The organism is Paenibacillus sp. J2TS4 (assembly GCF_018403245.1).
Classification (GTDB): domain Bacteria; phylum Bacillota; class Bacilli; order Paenibacillales; family NBRC-103111; genus Paenibacillus_L.
Map to the genome: position 1 here is coordinate 365,475 of NZ_BOSH01000001.1, position 19,271 is coordinate 384,745.

17 protein-coding genes are annotated in these 19,271 nt (G+C 48.6%); 11 read left to right on the plus strand and 6 right to left on the minus strand.

The window, feature by feature from the left end; all coding sequences use genetic code 11:
- Positions 1-1,329: an MFS transporter gene (locus KJS69_RS01645; RefSeq protein WP_213581268.1), complete on the minus strand. Its 1,329-nt coding sequence runs from the start codon at positions 1,327-1,329 to the stop codon at positions 1-3.
- Between the two features lie 82 nt (positions 1,330-1,411).
- Between KJS69_RS01645 and yunB the strand changes: the two genes are divergently transcribed.
- Positions 1,412-2,191 carry a sporulation protein YunB gene (gene yunB, locus KJS69_RS01650; RefSeq protein WP_213581269.1) on the plus strand — a complete coding sequence of 260 codons (780 nt, stop codon included), beginning with the start codon at positions 1,412-1,414 and terminating at the stop codon, positions 2,189-2,191.
- A 79-nt stretch (positions 2,192-2,270) separates the two neighbouring features.
- Here the strand turns inward: yunB and KJS69_RS01655 are convergent, their stop codons facing one another.
- The gene (locus KJS69_RS01655) at positions 2,271-3,311 is read right to left on the minus strand and encodes a M23 family metallopeptidase (RefSeq protein ID WP_213581270.1); all 1,041 of its coding nucleotides are present in this window, start codon (positions 3,309-3,311) and stop codon (positions 2,271-2,273) included.
- 304 nt (positions 3,312-3,615) lie between these two features.
- On the opposite strand from KJS69_RS01655, the gene larC2 reads away from it, so the two are divergent.
- The 3 genes from larC2 to KJS69_RS01670 all read left to right on the plus strand — a co-directional run bounded on the left by larC2 (position 3,616) and on the right by KJS69_RS01670 (position 8,881).
- On the plus strand, positions 3,616-4,092 hold the full coding sequence (larC2, locus tag KJS69_RS01660; RefSeq protein WP_213581271.1) for a nickel pincer cofactor biosynthesis protein LarC2: 477 nt from the start codon (positions 3,616-3,618) through the stop codon (positions 4,090-4,092).
- A 279-nt stretch (positions 4,093-4,371) separates the two neighbouring features.
- Complete coding sequence (locus tag KJS69_RS01665; RefSeq protein WP_213581272.1) at positions 4,372-7,620, plus strand: GNAT family N-acetyltransferase; 3,249 nt, start codon at positions 4,372-4,374, stop codon at positions 7,618-7,620.
- Positions 7,621-8,008: 388 nt separating this feature from the next.
- On the plus strand, positions 8,009-8,881 hold the full coding sequence (locus KJS69_RS01670) for an amidohydrolase family protein (protein ID WP_213581273.1): 873 nt from the start codon (positions 8,009-8,011) through the stop codon (positions 8,879-8,881).
- 738 nt (positions 8,882-9,619) lie between these two features.
- Here the strand turns inward: KJS69_RS01670 and larC are convergent.
- Genes larC through larE form a run of 3 tightly spaced genes read right to left on the minus strand, consistent with a single transcriptional unit; the run spans position 9,620 to position 12,411 of the window.
- Complete coding sequence (gene larC, locus KJS69_RS01675) at positions 9,620-10,789, minus strand: nickel pincer cofactor biosynthesis protein LarC (RefSeq protein WP_213581274.1); 1,170 nt, start codon at positions 10,787-10,789, stop codon at positions 9,620-9,622.
- A 6-nt stretch (positions 10,790-10,795) separates the two neighbouring features.
- On the minus strand, positions 10,796-11,566 hold the full coding sequence (gene larB, locus KJS69_RS01680; protein WP_213581275.1) for a nickel pincer cofactor biosynthesis protein LarB: 771 nt from the start codon (positions 11,564-11,566) through the stop codon (positions 10,796-10,798).
- The gene (gene larE, locus KJS69_RS01685; protein ID WP_213581276.1) at positions 11,563-12,411 is read right to left on the minus strand and encodes an ATP-dependent sacrificial sulfur transferase LarE; all 849 of its coding nucleotides are present in this window, start codon (positions 12,409-12,411) and stop codon (positions 11,563-11,565) included. The genes larB and larE overlap by 4 nt, the downstream gene beginning before the upstream one ends.
- Positions 12,412-12,868: 457 nt before the next feature.
- On the opposite strand from larE, the gene ssuE reads away from it, so the two are divergent.
- The 4 genes from ssuE (at position 12,869) to KJS69_RS01700 (ending at position 14,983) form a co-directional block, all read left to right on the plus strand.
- Entirely contained in the window at positions 12,869-13,435 is a 567-nt protein-coding gene (gene ssuE / locus KJS69_RS01690) for an NADPH-dependent FMN reductase (protein ID WP_213581277.1), read from the plus strand.
- 71 nt (positions 13,436-13,506) lie between these two features.
- Positions 13,507-13,638: a hypothetical protein gene (locus tag KJS69_RS29905; RefSeq protein WP_283777430.1), complete on the plus strand. Its 132-nt coding sequence runs from the start codon at positions 13,507-13,509 to the stop codon at positions 13,636-13,638.
- Between the two features lie 42 nt (positions 13,639-13,680).
- A complete protein-coding gene (lipA, locus tag KJS69_RS01695) occupies positions 13,681-14,559 on the plus strand; it encodes a lipoyl synthase (RefSeq protein ID WP_213581278.1) in 879 nt (292 codons plus the stop codon).
- Between the two features lie 112 nt (positions 14,560-14,671).
- Positions 14,672-14,983, plus strand: coding sequence for a YutD family protein (locus KJS69_RS01700; RefSeq protein ID WP_213581279.1), 312 nt, complete (start codon positions 14,672-14,674; stop codon positions 14,981-14,983).
- Between the two features lie 111 nt (positions 14,984-15,094).
- On the opposite strand, the gene KJS69_RS01705 is transcribed toward KJS69_RS01700, so the two are convergent.
- Positions 15,095-15,985 (minus strand): LysR family transcriptional regulator, encoded by an 891-nt coding sequence (locus tag KJS69_RS01705; RefSeq protein ID WP_213581280.1) that lies wholly within the window; start codon positions 15,983-15,985, stop codon positions 15,095-15,097.
- Between the two features lie 211 nt (positions 15,986-16,196).
- Between KJS69_RS01705 and KJS69_RS01710 the strand changes: the two genes are divergently transcribed.
- From KJS69_RS01710 to KJS69_RS01720, 3 genes are read left to right on the plus strand one after another with little or no spacing between them, the layout of a single operon-like run.
- Entirely contained in the window at positions 16,197-17,567 is a 1,371-nt protein-coding gene (locus KJS69_RS01710) for an ABC transporter substrate-binding protein (RefSeq protein ID WP_213581281.1), read from the plus strand.
- Positions 17,564-18,451: a carbohydrate ABC transporter permease gene (locus tag KJS69_RS01715; protein WP_213581282.1), complete on the plus strand. Its 888-nt coding sequence runs from the start codon at positions 17,564-17,566 to the stop codon at positions 18,449-18,451. Before KJS69_RS01710 ends, KJS69_RS01715 begins: the two co-directional genes overlap by 4 nt.
- 1 nt (position 18,452) lies before the next feature.
- A complete protein-coding gene (locus KJS69_RS01720; protein ID WP_213581283.1) occupies positions 18,453-19,268 on the plus strand; it encodes a carbohydrate ABC transporter permease in 816 nt (271 codons plus the stop codon).
- Positions 19,269-19,271 lie beyond the last annotated feature (3 nt).

Consider the following 19,271-nt stretch of genomic DNA (forward strand, 5'->3'; position numbering starts at 1 on the left):
TTATGCATCGCTGTCCTTTACTACATTACTAGCCATTCTCTTATTTCTTAACAGCAAGGAGAGCGTGAGCAGCACCAAGCCTCCCGCAGCGATAACTAAAGCGGTATCGGGATCGGACGTCAGGGCCCCCACGGCGGAAGAACCGGCCACTACGCCAAGCGAGAAGAAGGCGTAGAACAAACCGAAAGCCTTGCCCCGGTCTTCCTTGGGGACATGCCGAACCAAAAGCGCGCTGGCAGAAGGAAAAATAAGCGCGTATCCAATACCGTATATGCCCATTACTACATATAGGGCGCTAAGGTTAGTCAGGCTGGATAAGCCCAGTAACGATACCATGACGATAGCCAGTCCAATCAGCAGCAAGCGGAAAGGCGGCAGCCGGTCGAACATCCGGTTGGAGGGCAGAACGAACACCAGAATGGCAATCAAGCCAAAGGTGCTGAGCAGCATTCCTGCCGTCTGGGCGGGCATGAGCAGTTCATCGGTCTTAAGCGGCAGGGCAAAGGTGAGCACCCCCATCGCAAAAAGAAGGGCGAACGCTCCGGTGTAGGCCGTGACTGCATAGGGATTGCGGAGCAGCCGGGTCCATTCCGGAATCGCTTCCGACCAGGTTAACCGCTCCCGACTTCTGGAGGAGTCGCGCTTGGGCTGTCTAGGCAGAGCCGCCCAGGCAACGAGCGAGAACAGCGCGAGTAGAATGGACGTAACGATAAAGACCGAATCGACTCCCCACTTCGCCTTGAAAATGCCGCCCATAGCCGGGCCGATAATTGCAGCCATTCCAACCGAAGCTCCCGACAGTGCCATGGCGCGTCCTTGCCGGTTCATGGACGCTCTGGAAGCTGCGATGGTAAACGCGCATGGCGTCAGCAGCCCTCCGGTCAAGCCATGGACAAACCGGACCGCTATCAGCTGCTCGGGGGTATGGACGGTCAAATATAACAAAAGCACAGCCGCAGTAATGACCATGCCGGTAACCAGCACGACTTTTGCGCCGAACCGATCGATCCAATGCCCGGCGAATACATTACCGGCCATATTGGATAGGGAATACATTCCGATAGTGAGGCCGATTCCGAGCGATCCGGCTCCTAGGCTTTTGGCATAAGGTCCAATAATCGGCAGCTGCACGAATGTATCCAGGAAAGAGACAAGAATGATTAAGTAGATTAAAGCTCTCATAGTTCCTCCACGAAAAAAAAGGGAGTGACGGATTCCATTGGAGAGAATCGCCGTCACCCCTTTGTTGTCTTCCTCCTTCATTATAGCAGGTTTAACGCTATTACGGACATTTTCCGGTGTCAAAATCATTAAGTTCCACAGGGGCATGCTGAACCCTTCCTTCTTTTTTGAAAATGAATGGCATAGGCTAGAGGAGAGAGAGCATGCCTGCTTACAAGGGGGGAAGGGGATGCGAAGGCGTAGATGGAAAAGTCGGAATCCGCGCAAAACTCATCTAAAAAGAACATTCCTTATCACGATGATTTTGATCTTGTTATTCTCTATGCAAACCTTCATTTACATTGACAAGAATCTGAAGCCGCCGCTCATCCATCTGGCCTCGGTACGGATGAAGCAGATCGCCACCCAGTCTATCAATTCCGCCATTACGGACCGCATTACGCAAGGGAACGATCTGAATAAATTGATCGAATGGAAGTACGATAACAATGGCAAGGTGAGCGGATTTATGCTTAATTATGCCGAACATATGAAGATCACGGCCGATGCGATTAATAAAGTGCAATCCGTATTGCTTGATCTGGAAAGTGTTCCCGAACATATTCCGCTTGGAATGGCGATGAATAGTGCTATTATCGCTTCCTTCGGTCCGAACGTACCGATTCGTATGGTTCCACAGGGGAGTGTGCAGGTGGAATTAAGCCGCCGGTCGGAAAATGTAGGGATCAATATGGTGTTAGTGGAAGTCTATATCCGGGTTTTGGCGGATGTAGCGGTCATTATTCCTTTTGATTCGGAGCATGAAATTGTAGAGACGGAAATTCCGATTTCTTATGTTTTAGTAGTAGGAGATACTCCGATGTACTATGTAGACAGCAAGGGAAATCCGCTGGGAGGATCCGCCCCGCTTCCGCCGAGCGTCACGATCCCTGCTCCGCCTCAGCAGGTCCAGCCGGGAATGGGCACCGAGTCGACACCGGTTACGCCTGAATCGGCCGATAAACTATAAACGGCCAATGAGGCCGGTCATAGTTTATCGATGACAAAGGGAGGTTAGGGTACACCATTCCTTGTCCAGGAAGGAGCGTTTAGGAGGAAGCCGGGTTCTTTTTGCGGTAGCGTTCTTCCCGCTCCCATTTCCGCAAATGCGGGTAAGGGTCGAAGGACCATTCAGTAAGGCCGTTATCCCTATATACCCCGTAATGAAGGTGTGGAGGAAATTTGCCGGATGTTCCGGGCCTGCCGTATCCCGAGCTGCCGACCCAACCGATGACTTCACCTGGTTGGATGATGTCGCCTTCCTTCCATTTCTTATTAAAGCCGGATAAATGGGCGTAATAATGGTATACATTGTTCAAATCGCGGATGCCCATTCTCCAGCCTCCGTAACGGTTCCATCCTTTGACTTCAATGACTCCGTAGCAGGTGCTTCGGACAGGGACTCCATAACCTGCAAAAATATCGGTTCCTTCATGGATTCGGTAACCGCCCCAGCCTCTGCTGGCTCCCCATGTTCCCCGGTAGGAATAGGTTGAGGTGAGAGGCAGCGGAAAAGCCTTTTGATGCAGATCAAGCCGGTCCAAGGCGGCATAGATGTCCGCAAATTGCTTGATTCTCTGAACACTTCGCGTGTTATGATAATATTCCCATAACCCGATTCCGAAATCTTCCGGCCCGATTCCGTATTTCAGTAAAAACTGGGCCATCGAATAAAGAACGTCCACATCATTGAAGCGATTCGCCAGTCCATCCCCATCGCCGTCCATTCCTTTCCCGTTAAAAAAAACGATAGATTGAGGGTTGGCATCCTCTGGATTGGGATTCATAATGCCTGCCCATTCCCGGTCCGAATAATGGATATCGATCAGGCCGTATTGATTTAGCGGTATTTTTCTGACCAATTTCATTGTTCTTTCATATTGATCAACTGCAGCGAGGTAATACCAAGGAATTCCGGTTAAAGCGCTCATCTGATCGAGAAGATTCTTTCTCTCTATGAAGACTTCTTTCAAGGATCTGGCATCTGATGGGGACTTGACCGGTGCGGCATATGCAGGGGACCCCAGAAGAAGAGCTGCACAAGTAAAGACTAACAAGCCTCTAAATAAACCATGCCTTAAATCCGCCATCCTTTAATCCTCCTGTTCGAATAATGATTCAGAGTAATAATGCAGAAACACCCGTTGTTATCAAGGAAGCAAAGAAAGTACATAATTCTAATGTTTCAAGGGTTAAAATTTTTCCAAAGCAAGACAGGTCGAAAAACGGGGTAGAATAATCACCAAATAAAGTAAGAGTTGTCTCATAGGATGTAACCAGCGGCTATGTTTTATCCGTCCTCGCCAGCGAAGGCAACATTTACATAGTCTGCCCGCAGAGGCTATAATTTGGGAAAACCGGTCAGGAATCGGTAACAAACAAGGGGAGACAAGGATGAAATTCGATCATGCACAAGAGCATCGGGATGATGGAATGGTGCTCATTCAAACGAATCTGGACGACATGAATCCGGAGCATAGTCCCTATATTACGGACAGGCTGTTGGAGGAAGGAGCTAACGATGTTTATTGGATTCCGATCATCATGAAAAAAGGGCGCCCCGGGCTCATGCTGAATGTTCTGGCCGATCAGGAGCGGCTTGCCGCTATGGAAGCCGTTATTTTTGAAGAGACGACGACATTGGGTCTTCGTTATATGCCGGTCTCATGCCATCGGCTCGGAAGAAGCTTCGATCAGGTAAGGACTCCGTGGGGGCCGATTACGGTTAAAGCAGGATACAGGGAAGGGAAGCTCGTCCATTTTGCTCCCGAGCATGGAGAATGCGCCGAGGCCGCGCGAGCACATGGTGTTCCGATCAAGCAGGTTTACGAACACGTCCGAGCGCTCTATCTACATAAAGCTGAAGGCTAGACGGAATGGTTGAAATGTCCCAGTCTTAACCCGCCTATTCCAGGTCGTAAAAGTCGGAAGGGCCGCGTCAAAAACCATTTACAGTTGAACTTTCCCTTTCTCTGGCAAGGTCCGTCCAGTATAATGGTAATTATTTGTAAAATTACTGTCAGCGCGGCAATGAGGATATGGATCTGTCCCGATTGGCTATTCTGGGAATTACATTCGGGGAGAAAGCAGATTAGAGTTCGTCCTATAAGAGATCTCATTGCCGCTTGTAGACAAAATGAGGTGACCCCCATGAACGAAGAAATTCGGATAGTGGAATACGAACCGCGCTATGCTCAAGCCGTTGCTGAAATGTGGAACGCCAGCATGGAAGGCTGGGGTGGAGGCACGGCCAACCGGACGGAGGAAGGAATTCTGCAGGAACACGCGAATTCGACTCTGTTAAGCGCCTTTCTTGCTCTGGACGGGGAGAAGGTGGTTGGCTATTGCAGCTTTGCTCATTACCGGAATGATGAAGGGGCTCTATACGTTCCCCTCTTGAATGTTAGACCGGATTATCACGGGAAAAAAATTGGACGCGATTTAATCCGGCAAGCGGTGCAGAGAACTATCGAGATGGAATGGCCCAGACTGGACCTGTTCACTTGGCCTGGCAATACCAAAGCGGTTCCGATGTATAAAAAGTGCGGATTTTTCTGGGAGAGAAAGGAAAGCTCCACCCACCTGATGAATTTTATTCCGACGGTTATGCAGACGGAGCTCCTGCAGCCGTATTTTGAAACTATTGATTGGTACAAAGATTCGACAAGGGAAATCGCTATCGAGCCGGATGGAAGAAGGGAGAACGGCTTTGATTTTTTTGAATACAAGTGGCAGAAGGACAATCTCTCTCTTCGTGTAGAATTTGAAAAAACCGGCCGCGGTATTCGCTTAATTGAAACGAATGATTTTTTGCTGTATGCAGAAGTGGAAGGGCATAAGCTCGTTTTTGGAAAAAGCTATCGGGTCCGTTATGTTATTCGCAATAAATCAAAAGTCCCGTTACAGGTAGAACTCGAAGGGATCGATGATAAAAACATTCGGTTTGCGCTAAACAGTAAGAGAGTGGTACAAGCGGAGGACGAAGCTGTCATAGAAGGGCATTGCGAAGTCGGAGCCATTCATGAAGAGCAGGATAATTGGAAAACGCATCCGTGTGTATCCGCTCGCTGCCTGATTAACGGCCGAAGTGTGCTTCTGCGTACCGGCATTGTTCCGCAATATCCGGCCACTGTAACGTTGGCGCTTCCAAATGAAGAAAGCTTTCTGCAGATTGCGGAGGAAGGATATGTGACCATAGAGAATCATGATCAGCGGCCTATGGTGTTTGAATTTGAGCTGCCCAGGACGGAATGGCTTCAATTCGAGCCGCAGTCGTTGAGTGTGGCACTTCCCCCCTTAGGTAAAAAAACAGTCAGCCTGAACTATAGGCTAGCAGACTTTGGACTGCTCAGTGAACCGCTGAGCATCAGGGCCTTTCCGGAGGGCGGTGCAGAAGAGGCGGTTTATTTTACAAGAGCTATGGAATGGATCTTCAAGGGACAGACAGGAAGATTCGGGGGAGAAACCGAGAAGCACGCGGTGCTGGTTAACGGGCCCTATACGCTGTATTTCAATAAATCGGATAATGAAATGTGGGTTCACCGGTATGGCGATGAATCGCGCTGCCGCTGGATGTCCCCTAAGCTGGGCCGGCCCTATTCGCCCGAATTTGTTAAGAAGAAAGCTTCCCGGATAACGATTAGCCAAGAGGAACAGGCGATGGTGCTCACTGCACATTGTGATTCGGAGGAATTTCCAGCCATCCGGTTAAGTGTGACGGCCAAGCTGTTTCCGAATGGCCTCATGGAAAGGTTCCATGAGATTCAAAATCTGGGGGACCGGGCATCCGAGAAGGATATGTTTATTGGTGAAGGGTTTTATTTTTCACTAATGCAAGCCATTATTCCTTATGCAGGGCAAATGATTGACTTGAGAGATCCTGAGGATGCTTCAGGCCATCACTTGGACGACTGGAACGTTAAGGATATTTCTGAAAATTGGCTGTTTAGCTATGGAGACGGCTACGCTCAGGGAATAGCCTGGCATCCTTCTCTTTCCTTGACAAAGAGTGAGTGGCATTTAATGCTGGAGCATCCGGTAGGCCCGCTGGGAGCAGGGGAGAAAGTAACGACGCCCTCCACCTTTATGACTTACGGAAGCTTCGGAGACTGGTTCGATTTTCGCTCGTTTGCTTTAAAACGCAGAGAGACGGTCCGCCCGTTATTGACCGCTCCCTTCGAAATGAGCGTCCAGGAAGGCAATCCGTTTATTAAAGCCGGGGCGGATTATACCGTTAATGTGCGGGAACGAAGGACGGTTCCGCTAGAAGGGCGTTTCACGCTTGCTTCGGAGTCTGGCGGTATTCCCGAGCTTCGGGAGTTCCATCAGGAGGAACAGATGAAGTCGATCGAGTTCCAGCTCACAGCTCCGCCAGAAGGAGAGGGAGTGGAGAAGATCTGCTTGGAAATGGAGTCGCGAAAGGAAACAACCTCGCTCGAGCGCGCCGTATTTATTTTATCGGATGGGGCGGATAGTGCAGAGGAGCTTCCTTTATCCGCGGTGGCAGATCCGTCTGCGGGTGCTTTGATGACGAGAGAGGAAGGAGAAGCGTCGAGTTCGTCCACAGGAGCCTTCCGGCGAGAATCGACACGGGGGGAGGAGCTGTCTATCCGCCTAGCAGAGGAGGATACTTACCGGTATACTAATGGTAGGATGACGATTCAGGCTTCGCCTAGCTTCGGCAATACCATCCATTCGCTGCATTGCGGCGGAAGAGAATGGCTGGAAACCTCTTACCCTGAACCCGGGCCTAAATCGTGGTGGAATCCTTGGTTGGGTGGAATCGGTACGCAGCTTCAAGGAATCTCTCCGTTAAGCCTGCAAGAAGAGAGGAAGGAATTCTCTTTTGAAACGATAACGGATAACTTCGGAAATCGATGGAGGGGGATCCGAATTCGGACCTGGGTAGATAAGCTGGAGGAGAAGCGCGGACTCGTAATGGACCAGTATAGTCTGCTCCTTCCTGGCAGTCCCGTTCTCTGTGTTGTTAATCGGATAAAGAACGATACGGGGCGAAGCTTCTATGATTTCAAATGTAAGGTGGAAGGGTTCATCTCTACGGACGCCGACTTGGAGGCTCAATGGATTCGCGGAAGGCAGGACAGAATCTATAAGCGAGGCTCAGGAGGAGTGGACATCCGTTCCGACGGGCTGCTGCAATTTGGCAGCCGGCAGCATGGAGACCGGATGCTAGTGATTACGGATGAGGCGACAAAAAACACCTATGCCTATTCAAATAATCAGATTATGGGTGTATTTGCAGAAGAACGGATCCAGCTTCCGGATGGAGCGACCGTCTATACGAAGCCTGTATTCTTTATGTTTACGGATAAAGAATGGAAAGCCGAATCCTTCACCGACCTTAGACAAATAAAGTTCGGCAGTACAGGAGACAAGTAAAATAGGAGAGAGGGAGCAAGGAGAAGTAGAGGCAGACCTGCGGAAGATAGAACATAGGCGGGAAAAGGAGATAAATGAGAAGGTAGAAAAGCAGAAAAGCAGAAAAACAGAAAGACAAGAAGGACAAGAAGAGCAACAAGCAAGAGCTAGAAGGATAAGAGCTACAAGCAAGAGCTAGAAGGATAAGAGCTACAAGCAAGAGCCAGAAGGATAAGAGCTACAAGCAAGCCAGAAGGATAAGAGCTAGTAGAGCAAAAAAAGTAAACAGAGCAATAGGACTAAAATAGGGCAGGAAGAGCCGGAAAAGGCGAGAAGGGCGAGATGAGCAAGAAAAGCAAGAAGAGAGCAGGAAGGGTAAGAAGGAGCGGAACAAGGAAGGGGAGCGATTGTGAAAATTATTGACGCGCACATACATTTATCCAATATTGAAAGTTTCCGCCATACGGCTCGGGAGTTGGCTTTTGTCGACTATTCGGCTGCAGGACTCCAGCAGGAATTCGAGCGTTCGGGTGTCGTGATGGGGATTGGCATGGGAGTTACCGAACAAGAGCCCGGCAGGTTTCCGGATCGGGGAGCGGGCAATCCGATGACACTCGATTTGGAAGCCGAGGTCCCCTCTTTTCTGATGGAATGTGTCGGGATCAATCCCGTGCGCCTTGCTTCCTCCGAAGGACAGGATGAGCTTGACCGGATTGAGGCTCGTTTGCGCCAAGATTTTGTCGCGGGCATCAAGCTCTACGCCGGCTACTATCATTATTATGTTTATGATGCTATATACGGCCCTGTCTATGAGTTAGCCAAACAATACCGCTTGCCGGTCGTCATTCATTCTGGAGATACCTATTCGTCGGAAGGGCTGCTTAAATATTCCCATCCTCTGACGATTGACGAACTGGCGGTCCAGCATCGGGACATTCACTTTATGATTTGCCATCTGGGTGATCCATGGGTAATGGATGCGGCAGAGGTGGTTCATAAAAATGCTAACGTCTATGCCGATTTATCGGGGCTGGTCGTCGGGGATTCCGCACAATTCGATCGGTTTATGAAGGAGCCGCTGTTCATGGATCATTTCCGCAGGGCACTCATTTATGCCGACCATTACGATAAAATGTTATTTGGCACGGATTGGCCGCTGGCACCAATAGACGTTTACATCGATTTCGTTGAACGGCTTATTCCGGAAGCCTATCATGAGCAGGTCTTTTACAGTAATGCCCTTCAGGTGTTTCCGAGAATAAAGCAACGCCTGGGACTCTAACATTTTCTCGGCATAAAAGGCTATACCGATTGCATATCGAGAGCTTCCGCTGAGGAAGAATATCTATAATATAAAAGGGAGTTCCGAACCTCTGAAGTAGATTAATTGAAAAATGCCCTATATTATAGCTGTAAGAAGAGTATTCATCCGTTAATCGTTGTGCGAGGATGAAAGGCAGGGAGCGCTTCCCTGCCTTTTTCGATGATTAATAAGTCTGGGGGTTGGGCGATTCATGTTTCTAGTGCATCCAGTATTTTTAAATCTTATGAAGACTGCAAAAGTACAGTCGAATGGCAACTTTTAACCTCATTTCGACGAATCTAATGCAAAAATACAGTCGATTTGGCCATCAGGGCCTGAAATTCGAATAACCGAAGAATTTTACTGTAATTTTGCACTTGATGGCTAAAAAAGAGCCGATTCTCGTCAAAAGTAATGTATTTTTGCAGTAGCCTCTCCTGGTGATAGTCTTGCAATTGTCCATCCCCGAAGAACCCCGGCGGATTGTTAATCCGAGCTGTTCCGCTTTGGAAATGAAGTGCAAAAGTACCTCTTAAATCGCTCATTGCTCCCATTAGGAGAAATAAGGTGCAAAAGTACCTTTTAATTTTCCGAAAACTCCGTTATCTGCAAAAAGAGCATGGATAAGGAGCATAATTGCACTCTAAAGGCATTAAATGAAAAAAAGGGTTAATTAGAGTGCATTATTGCACTTTAAATCCCACATTTGCTTAAAGGTCAAGACTGCTTCCCCTCGGAATGGTTCTCATCCACATCGCAATGGTCATGACTATGCTGATGCCCGTGCTCGTGTTGATGCGAATGGTCATGACTGTGCTGATGCCCGTGCTCGTGCTCGTGTTGATGCGAATGGTCATGACTGTGCTGGTGCCCGTGCTCGTGGTGATGCGAATGGTCATGACTGTGCCCGTGCTCGTGCTCGTGTTGATGCGAATGGTCATGACTGTGCTGATGCCCGTGCTCGTGCTCGTGTTGATGCGAATGGTCATGACTATGCTGGTGCCCGTGCTCGTGTTGATGCGAATGGTCATGACTGTGCTGATGCCCGTGCTCGTGTTGATGCGAATGGTCATGACTGTGCTGATGCCCGTGCTCGTGGTGATGGTCGTGGTGGTGACCCGGTACAAGCTCAGCCGCGAATGATGCGATGAATTGCGGTTTGGCTTCTCCAATGACAACCCTAAGCACATTCGGCTGGTTCGGAAGGTCGCGTGTCCCTGCCCCGTAACCAATCTCTTCTATGATCATTGGAGGCAATCCGGACGAAAAATGGTCTACGATTCCCGATACAATTCCAGCACCGGTTGGGGTAGTCATTTCCATAGAAAATGGACAATCGGCAATCGGCAGTCCCTTCATCATTTCCAAAGTGGCCGGAGCGGGGACCGGATACAGTCCATGATCGCATCTAATCTTCCCATGACCTAGAGGAATTGGGGAAGAGATAATCCGTTCGATTTGCAAGGAATCGAAGGCCAGAGCGACTCCAATTACATCAACGATGGAATCGATGGCACCGACCTCATGAAAGTGAACTCTATCCAACGGCAGATTATGAATTTTTCCTTCGGCTATTCCTATTTTCTCGAAAATAGCGAGGCTGAGGGCCTTCGTCCGCTCACTGAACCCTGCCTGTTCAATCATCCGGACAATGTCTGAGTAATGCCTGTGATGCTGTGGCATGGCGTCCGGATCGAGAATTACGTTCATTTTGAGAGACGAGATCCCGCATTTCACTACTCTTTTCCATTCTAGCGTGAAAGGTTCCATGGTAAGTCTGGATAGTTCCTTCTCAACATACTCCCGATCCGCACCCGCATCCACTAGTGCAGCCAGGGTCATATCCCCGCTTATCCCGGAAAAACAATCCAAATAAGCGATTTTCATCGAGCCTCACAACCTTTTTGCCATATTTTGATTAATCAAGCCCGCATAGTAGCCTGCACCAAAGCCGTTATCAATATTGACGACGCTGATTCCCGGGGCGCAGGAGTTAAGCATGGCGAGCAGGGCGGCCAAGCCCTGGAAGCTCGCCCCATAGCCGATGCTCGTCGGGACGGCAATGACCGGCTTGGACACGAGCCCGCCTACGACGCTCGTCAGCGCGCCTTCCATGCCGGCCGCGACAACGATCGCGTTCGCCTCGCGGATGAGCGGCAGACGGTGGAACAGCCGGTGTATTCCGGCAACGCCGACATCATACACCCGTTCCACATGGCTGCCCATGCATTCGGCGGTCAGCGCGGCCTCCTCGGCGACAGGCATGTCCGATGTGCCGGCGGCGACGACGGCAATATAACCGTCGTGAACCTTCAGCATCGGATGACGGAACCACGTTATCGCCCTGGATGTCGGATGGTAGGCCGCGCCATCAACCTCCTGCAGAATAGCATTGGCCTTCGCCTGATCGATTCGGGTAGCGAGAATGCGATCCGATTGCTCCCTCATCCTTTTCATAATTCCAGTGATCTGCTCAGCCGTCTTGCCTTCGCCAAAAATAACTTCCGGAAAGCCGACCCTGCGCTCCCGGTCCGTATCGATCTGCGCAAAACCAAGCTCGGCAACGGTTTGACTCCGCCATTGTTCATTCAATTGGGCCTTGGCTGCGTCCACATCCAATTCGCCAGATTGAACCTGCTTGAGAATATCGTCCAATAATGTCATACGGAGGCTTCTCTCACTTTCTGTTTGGCGGACTCGCTAAGCACCTCGTTCAAGCTTCCAGTTCGGTAACCTTGAAGATCGAGAGTTACGAAAGTAAATCCGATGGAGGTCAGCTTGCTGTAAATCTCCTCCCGGTGCTCCAGCACTTTAGGGAGTTCCTCCGGCATAACTTCGATTCTGGCGATTTTGTCGTGATGGCGGACGCGAACCTGATAGAAGCCCAGCTTGTTCAAAAAATACTCGGCTTCATCCAATTGATCGATTTTATATTTTTCAATTTTAGTTCCATAAGGAATCCGGGAGGACAAGCAGGCAAAAGCAGGTTTGTTCCATGTAGTCAACCCCAAATCCTTGGACAATAGCCGGATTTCGTCCTTGGTCAGTCCGGCTTCCTGCAGAGGGCTTCGTACTCCTTGTTCATTCTTCGCTTGCAATCCAGGGCGGTAATCCCCCAGATCGTCGACGTTGGAGCCATCGAGCAAGTAAGGGTAGCCTAATTGTCTGGCCAAATTTTGCAGATGAATATATAGGCCGGTTTTGCAATGGTAGCAGCGGTCCGGATTATTTTGTACAAAAGAAGCGTTCTCCAGCTCCTTAACTTCAGTTTGGTATAGCTCAACACCCATCTCTTCCGCCAATTGCAAGGCGGCGTCGAATTCGCGGGTCGGGAAGGTTTCAGAGGCGGCCGTGACGGCTAGTACATTGTCCCCTAATTCCTGCCGGGCTCTTTTTAGTACGAAGGTGCTGTCGACTCCCCCCGAAAAAGCTACCATGACCCGGCCCATGCTGCGCAGGATTTCGCCAAACTTCAGGTCTTTCTCATACGTTGTCAGCGGTCTATCCATGATTTTCCTCCTCCGATATTCGCTAATCCTATATTACCATACTTATTCGCGAAAACGCATCAGAAGACAGCAGAAGCTAAGGCTTGCAAATCCTTTGCGGAACCAGTCGATCACCCGTTCAAATTCTTAAAGTGGGAAGGGGCGATTGTTGCAAGAGGAGCCGAGTGGTACAATCGGATTATGGAGGGTAGCCGGGAACGAAGGCTTGACTCAGAGGCTCTAGGTTAATCTGGAACGCAAATGAGACTAATTTGAATATATTGACAGAAAATGCGGCAGGTGTTACGGTTCTACTAATGCCATTATTACATTTAAATCGATGGGAATATAGTAGTTTAATCTGCACAATGTATTTCTGATTGTGTGGGCTGGTTAAGAGGCTGGACTATTATTCCTGACGGGGATAAACTTTTGTTAAAAATTGTTCAAATCCAATATATAGATAGGAGTATGTCAGATGAGTAAAGTAGTTATTGTGTCCGGAAGTCCGTCCAAAACGTCCAGATTGACTTCCGTTATTCAATATGCGAAGGAAGCTTTGACGGCTAAAGGAATGCAGATCGAATGGCTTTCGGTCTCCGACCTTCCAGCTGAGGATTTGATTCAAGCAAGGTTTGACAGTCCTGAGATCGTCCGAGCGAATGCATTGGTAGAAAGCGCTGATGCGATCATCATAGCGAGTCCGGTCTATAAAGCCTCTTATACCGGCGTGCTAAAAACTTATTTGGATCTGCTGCCGCAAAAAGCGTTGGCCGACAAGCTGATTCTGCCTATCTTCATTGGCGGTTCCATTGCCCATTTACTGTCGATCGACTATTCCTTAAAGCCTGTTCTGTCCGCATTAGCGGCCAGGTATATATTAGGCGGGGTTTATATAGTCGATTATGAGGTGACAAGAAATGAGCAGGGCTCTGTCGATTTCGTTCCCGAAGTTCAAAAGCGTCTGGATGCATCGCTCCAGCAGTTTTATGAAGAAACGGCATGGTATTCACAAAGAGGTCAATGCTCAACCGTTACGGGATAAGGTGGGAGTGCGATAGGTACCCGACTTATCGCTCAGACCAGGCAGGATTTTGCCTTGGAGGACTCCCTATTTTGAACAAGTTGATCCAGCATCCCTTGCTGCCTGACGGCGACAAGGGCTGTTTTTTTCACGTTGTGGCAAAGCCGGTAAGCGATTATGGAATGTTGGACAGGTCATGGTATAATACATATAATTTTGAATAACCACTGACATACTTTGGATGCCAGGAGAAAGTGGGGAGAACGATGTCAACGGAACGGCAAAGAAAGCCGGAATGGCTGAAAACAAAACTGACAACGGATGAGAATTTTAAAGAAATCAAGAAGATGATGCGCTCCAAAACTTTACATACGGTATGTGAAGAGGCTAAATGTCCCAATATTCACGAATGTTGGGCCAATCGGACGGCCACCTTCATGATCTTAGGGGATATTTGCACGCGGGCCTGCCGGTTCTGCGCCGTTAATTCCGGTCTGCCGACAGAGCTGGACATGCTGGAGCCTGGACGGGTAGCCGATGCCGCGGAACAGATGGGCTTGCAGCATTGTGTCGTTACTTCCGTGGCAAGAGACGATCTGCTTGACGGCGGCGCTCTGATTTTTGCGGAGACAATTCGAGCGGTCCGCAAGCGCCTCCCGTTATGCGGAGTCGAGGTATTGATTCCAGATTTCATGGGCAACGATTTGGCGCTGCGCAAAGTGCTCGAGGCCAAACCGGATATTCTTAACCATAACATTGAGACGGTGGAGAGGCTTTCTGATAAAGTACGCTCCAAAGCCAAATACAGCCGAACGCTCGCTTTGCTGAAACGCTCCAAGGAGCTTGCTCCGTCCATTCCCACGAAATCGAGTATTATGATCGGTGTGGGGGAAACCTGGGAGGAAATATTGCAAACGATGGATGACCTTCGTGCGGTAGGAGTTCAAATATTGACGATTGGGCAGTACCTGCAGCCGACGAAGAAGCATCTTACCGTCAAGCATTACTATACTCCGGAACAGTTTGCCGAGCTTAAGAAGGAAGGGATGGCCAGAGGCTTCAGTCATGTGGAGTCCGGTCCCCTGGTAAGAAGCTCTTATCACGCTCACGAACAGGTGCGATCGGCAGCAGCCTCTTCCCAATAAAGCGGGACGTCCGTCAGGAGGATGTGCCTGTAATGCCTGGACCGTCCGAGCAAGTCCACAGGACGGAAGGAGATGCGTAAAGGAGACGGAAGAAGAAGGAGGAAGCAGGCAAATGATTACAGTCGGGGGAAACATTTACGAACTGGTCAAAGACAACAAGAACGGCTGGAATTACGAAGCGTTCAGGGATCGATACAGCGAAGTGCTTGAAAGATACGACTATATTGTCGGCGATTGGGGCTACAGTCAGCTAAGATTGAGAGGCTTCTTCAAAGAAACGCATCCCAAAGCGAACAAAGACAGCTCCATTGTCGGGTTGGAAGATTACTTGAACGAATATTGCAATTTTGGCTGCGCTTATTTTATTCTTGAAAAAGGTCCAAAGATACCGCGGAACACAGCGCCAGCCCCTGATGTTTCTTAAATAGGACTTGCGGAATGACGATCAGAACTATAGAAGCCCGGCGCTTAAGCCGGGCTTTTGCTGCTGCTTGTACCAGTATGATTGGCAGCAGACCATCCGTTAGCTGCCATCTTAAATCGTCATCCAATCGTGACTGAGCAGAAAATTGTGAAATTGCTGGATCATATCTGTCGTTACACCGGATCGTTTGTGCATCAGTACAATATGGCGAGGCACCCGAAAAACCGCACAGTTCGCTACGGCAAGCAGTCCGCAATCCAATTCAAGTCGAATCGCTGAGTAGGGAAGCATCGACACACCTATACCTCGAATTACCGCTGCTTTAACAGCCTCCAGATGATCAAATTGCAAATTCACTTTCACATGATGACCGGACAAAATATTTTCCATAATGGTCTGAATAAAAAAACCAGAATTATAGAAAATGAAGGGAAGCGTTAATATTTCTTCGAATGAGACCATTTGACCGGACGCCCAAGGATGTTTGCCGGGCAGGACAAGGACGAGCTCGTCCTGAATGATCCGGGAGACGTGGATTTCGTCCCGCAAAATAACGGTTTCATAAGTAATAGCAAGGTCAATCTGATTTTTGATAAGTTTTTCTATTAATTCGACATTATCATCGTCCAAGAAAGTATGAAAACTGGAATAAGGATTTTTTTCGAGAAAACTTGCAATAAAATTAGGAAGGAAATAAGTACCAATCACTTTGGAAGTTCCCACAAAAAGCTTCTCCTGATGCCGGCCTACCCGTGTTAAAGCTGTCTCCGCTTCTTCCACAATCATAAAAATTCTTCGTCCATATTCCAGCAAGGTTTCCCCATGGTTGGTCAGACGAAACAGGCGGCCCCTGCGTTCTATCAGCTTTTTCCCAAGATAAAACTCCAATTTTTGAACATGCTGTGAGATGGCCGGTTGGCTTATATTGATTTTCGCAGCGGCTTCTGCGAAGCTTTTCGCTTCCGCAACGACACAAAACACATAGAGATGATGAAGATTCATGAACAGCGCTCCTTGGGATTAGATAAGTTTTACTTATAACAAAATTGATAAAATGTATTTTACAATATGGTAGCGCTATCAGATAATTATCGCAAGGCTTTTTTGGTGATCTTCGTCACCTTGGGAAACGCTTCCGTCATCGAGATGGTAAAACCGTTTCTTCTGGCCCTGTACTACTGTAATCATTCATACCAGAGGGGGAGACTTATCTATGTCAAAAAGTTGGAAGTCCGCATTAGCCGTTTTACTATCTGTACTTATGCTTCTGACTACTGCATGTGGTTCCGGGAAAACAAATGAGGGTCAGAGTTCGAGCCCGACACCATCGGAGAACAGTTCCGCACCGGCAGGCTTCGATTGGAAACAATTTGCCGGACAGAACATTTCGCTGCTGGCCAACAAACAGCCATGGATTACTACATTGGAACCTCATATTAAAGAATTTGAGGAACTGACCGGAATCAAAGTCAATGTCATGGTTTTTCCGGAAGATCAGGTTCGCCAGAAAGCTTTGATTTCCTTGCAGGCCAAAAGTGATGAGTTCGATGTATTTATGTCGCTCAAATCAAGAGAAGGATTGCAGTATAATAATGCCGGTTTTTATGAAAAGCTGGACAGCTACGTTGCCAATGAACAAATCACCTCGCCTGATTTTGATATCGATGACTTTTTCGACGGCCCGTTAAATGGAGAGAGATTCGACGGCGAGCTAGTGGGTTTGCCGATCAACGTCGAAGGCCCGGTACTTTATTACAATAAAAAGTTATTTGAACAATATGGTGCGGAAGTGCCGCAAAAGCTGGAGGATATTGAAACAGCAGCCCAAAAAATTGTGGAAGGCTCCAAAGGAGATATCCGAGGCGTGACCTTGAGAGGCGCACCTGGAGCTATGGCGTTTACATTCGGAAACTTTATTTATAACAACGGAAAAGAATGGTTTGATGACGGCAAGCCCAACTTCCAGGATCCGGTTCGTTTGCAAGCGATTCAGCAATATGCGGATTTAGCCAGCAAATACGGTCCTCCGGGAGTTATTCAATACACGTTCTATCAATCATCGGCATTATTTGCCCAAGGCAAGGTTGCCATGGAGATCGAATCCACCAACGAGCTTAGTTCCATTATCGATCCCAAAACATCGCGCGTCATCGACGATGTCAGCGTCATCCCTGTTCCGCCAGGTCCGGGAGGCAGCAAATTGACTCAATTGCAATGGGGATTGTCCATTAATGCGTTCTCGAAGCATAAAGAAGCTGCGTGGTTGTTCATGCAGTGGGCTACCTCCAAAGAAATGCAGCTTGAATTGGCGCTTAATGGCATCGCAAGCCCGCGTTCTTCCATTTGGGATACGGAACAATTTAAATCATCGATGGATACGCCGTTAAAGCAGGAGTGGATGGAAGCGCTGAAGTTTATTATGGATAACGCTAATCCGGATGTTGGCCCGCCTGTAGAAGACCAGGCACAAGTTCGGCAAATCATTGGTGAGATGGTAGGTAAAGTCATGTTAGGCGACAAAACGGCCGAGGAAGCAGCGAAAGAAGCTGACACCAAAATAATGGAGGTTCTTGACCGAAAATGAGTTCTCCAAACTCTCGCAAAACGATGGATCGGTTGGCACCTTGGGTTATGGTGCTGCCATCCGTAGTGTTCACCATATTATTAATTGGTTTTCCCTTAATTTATGTTGTGTATCTCATGTTCACGCAGTGGACCCCAGGATCTCCTTTCTGGGGCCTCCCCTTCGTTGGGTTGGATAACATTAAAGCAACGTTTACGGATGCATTGTTCTGGAAGTCGACATGGATTACGCTGCAAATATCCGGGATATCGCTGTTTTTTCAAATCATTCTGGGTACTTATCTGGGGATATTGCTCAGCAAAGCGGTGCGCGGCATCAAGCCGCTGCGGACCATTTTCTTCTATCCGGCAATTATTCCATCCGTCGCAGCCGGGATGGTCTGGGTTCTGTTGTTTGAACCGTCACTAGGATTTGTGAACTACTTTCTGGAGCTGTTCGGATTGCCGCCTGGAACATGGCTGAATGGTACGGGTTCTGTCATCTGGGCGCTATCGATCGTTGATATTTGGCAGTGGACGCCGTTTATAGCGTTGATTATTCTCGGGGGCATTCAGGCATTGCCTGAGGAGCCTTATGAAGCGGCCAATATTGATGGAGCAACCAAGACGCAGTCATTATTTTATATTACGCTTCCTATGCTGAAGCAGACGATTCTAGTCGCTTTGCTGCTGAGATCCGTCGATATGCTGCGAATTTTCGATACGATTTACGTCATGACCCAGGGCGGGCCCATTAATGCGTCAACATCGCTTAATATCTATGGTTATCAGCAAGGTTTCTTATATGCGAATATGGGCCAGGCAAGCACGATGATGGTATTCCTGTTGTTTATTGTTATGGCTGTCAGCTATCTGTTGACCTTGTGGCGAAAGAGGTACGTATAAAATGAAGACTTCTACGTTTAAATCGAATTTGATCGTTTATGTACAGTTAGCCATTTTTTTTGTGATCTTTCTTTTTCCGATTGTATGGATGTTGATGTCCGCATTTAAAGATAACGTCGACATTACTTCCTATCCGCCGAAGTTTCTATTTAGGCCGACCGGCGAGCATTTCAATGATTTGTTTACGGCTTATCCCTTCGGCAAATATATTATGAACAGCATGATCATTACGTTCGGTTCGACGATTCTGGGGCTAGTTCTGGGCGTGCCGGCAGCCTACGCAGCCGCACGCTACAATATGCAGTGGACGGCCTTTTTAACCTTAATCGCACGCATGGCTCCGGGGATTCTGTTCCTGATCCCATGGTATGTCATCGCTTCGCAGTTGAAATTAACCGACAACTATTTAACTCTCATCGTTACGCACACCGTGATTACGATGCCGCTCATTGTCTGGTTGATGATGTCCTATTTCCAAGGACTCCCGCGGGAAGTGGAAGAGTCCGCCATGATTGACGGCTGCGGACCGTACCGTGTCCTGTGGCAAATCAATCTGCCGCTTGCTCTTCCCGGAATCTCGGTTGCGACGGCACTTGCCTTTATTTTCTCATGGAACTATTTCTTGTTTTCGCTGGTCCTTTCCGGTTCGAAGACGACACCGCTGACCGTAGCGGCCTTTAACTTTATCGGTGTCGGTGCGGTCGATTGGGGAGGATTAATGGCAGCTGCGACCGTCATCACAGTGCCAGTTTTGGTTATTGTATCGTTCGTACAGCGTTGGTTGGTCAGCGGATTGACCGGCGGCGCGGTGAAATAAATA

Coding starts and splice junctions, on each gene's coding strand:
- lipA (WP_213581278.1), top strand. CDS start 13,681: ATGTCAACGGAACGGCAAAGAAAGCCGGAATGGCTGAAAACAAAACTG.
- KJS69_RS01700 (WP_213581279.1), top strand. CDS start 14,672: ATGATTACAGTCGGGGGAAACATTTACGAACTGGTCAAAGACAACAAG.
- yunB (WP_213581269.1), top strand. CDS start 1,412: ATGCGAAGGCGTAGATGGAAAAGTCGGAATCCGCGCAAAACTCATCTA.
- KJS69_RS01665 (WP_213581272.1), top strand. CDS start 4,372: ATGAACGAAGAAATTCGGATAGTGGAATACGAACCGCGCTATGCTCAA.
- larC (WP_213581274.1), bottom strand. CDS start 10,789: ATGAAAATCGCTTATTTGGATTGTTTTTCCGGGATAAGCGGGGATATG.
- KJS69_RS01705 (WP_213581280.1), bottom strand. CDS start 15,985: ATGAATCTTCATCATCTCTATGTGTTTTGTGTCGTTGCGGAAGCGAAA.
- KJS69_RS01720 (WP_213581283.1), top strand. CDS start 18,453: ATGAAGACTTCTACGTTTAAATCGAATTTGATCGTTTATGTACAGTTA.
- larC2 (WP_213581271.1), top strand. CDS start 3,616: ATGAAATTCGATCATGCACAAGAGCATCGGGATGATGGAATGGTGCTC.
- ssuE (WP_213581277.1), top strand. CDS start 12,869: ATGAGTAAAGTAGTTATTGTGTCCGGAAGTCCGTCCAAAACGTCCAGA.
- KJS69_RS01645 (WP_213581268.1), bottom strand. CDS start 1,329: ATGCCCCTGTGGAACTTAATGATTTTGACACCGGAAAATGTCCGTAAT.
- larE (WP_213581276.1), bottom strand. CDS start 12,411: ATGGATAGACCGCTGACAACGTATGAGAAAGACCTGAAGTTTGGCGAA.
- KJS69_RS01710 (WP_213581281.1), top strand. CDS start 16,197: ATGTCAAAAAGTTGGAAGTCCGCATTAGCCGTTTTACTATCTGTACTT.
- larB (WP_213581275.1), bottom strand. CDS start 11,566: ATGACATTATTGGACGATATTCTCAAGCAGGTTCAATCTGGCGAATTG.
- KJS69_RS01655 (WP_213581270.1), bottom strand. CDS start 3,311: ATGGCGGATTTAAGGCATGGTTTATTTAGAGGCTTGTTAGTCTTTACT.
- KJS69_RS01715 (WP_213581282.1), top strand. CDS start 17,564: ATGAGTTCTCCAAACTCTCGCAAAACGATGGATCGGTTGGCACCTTGG.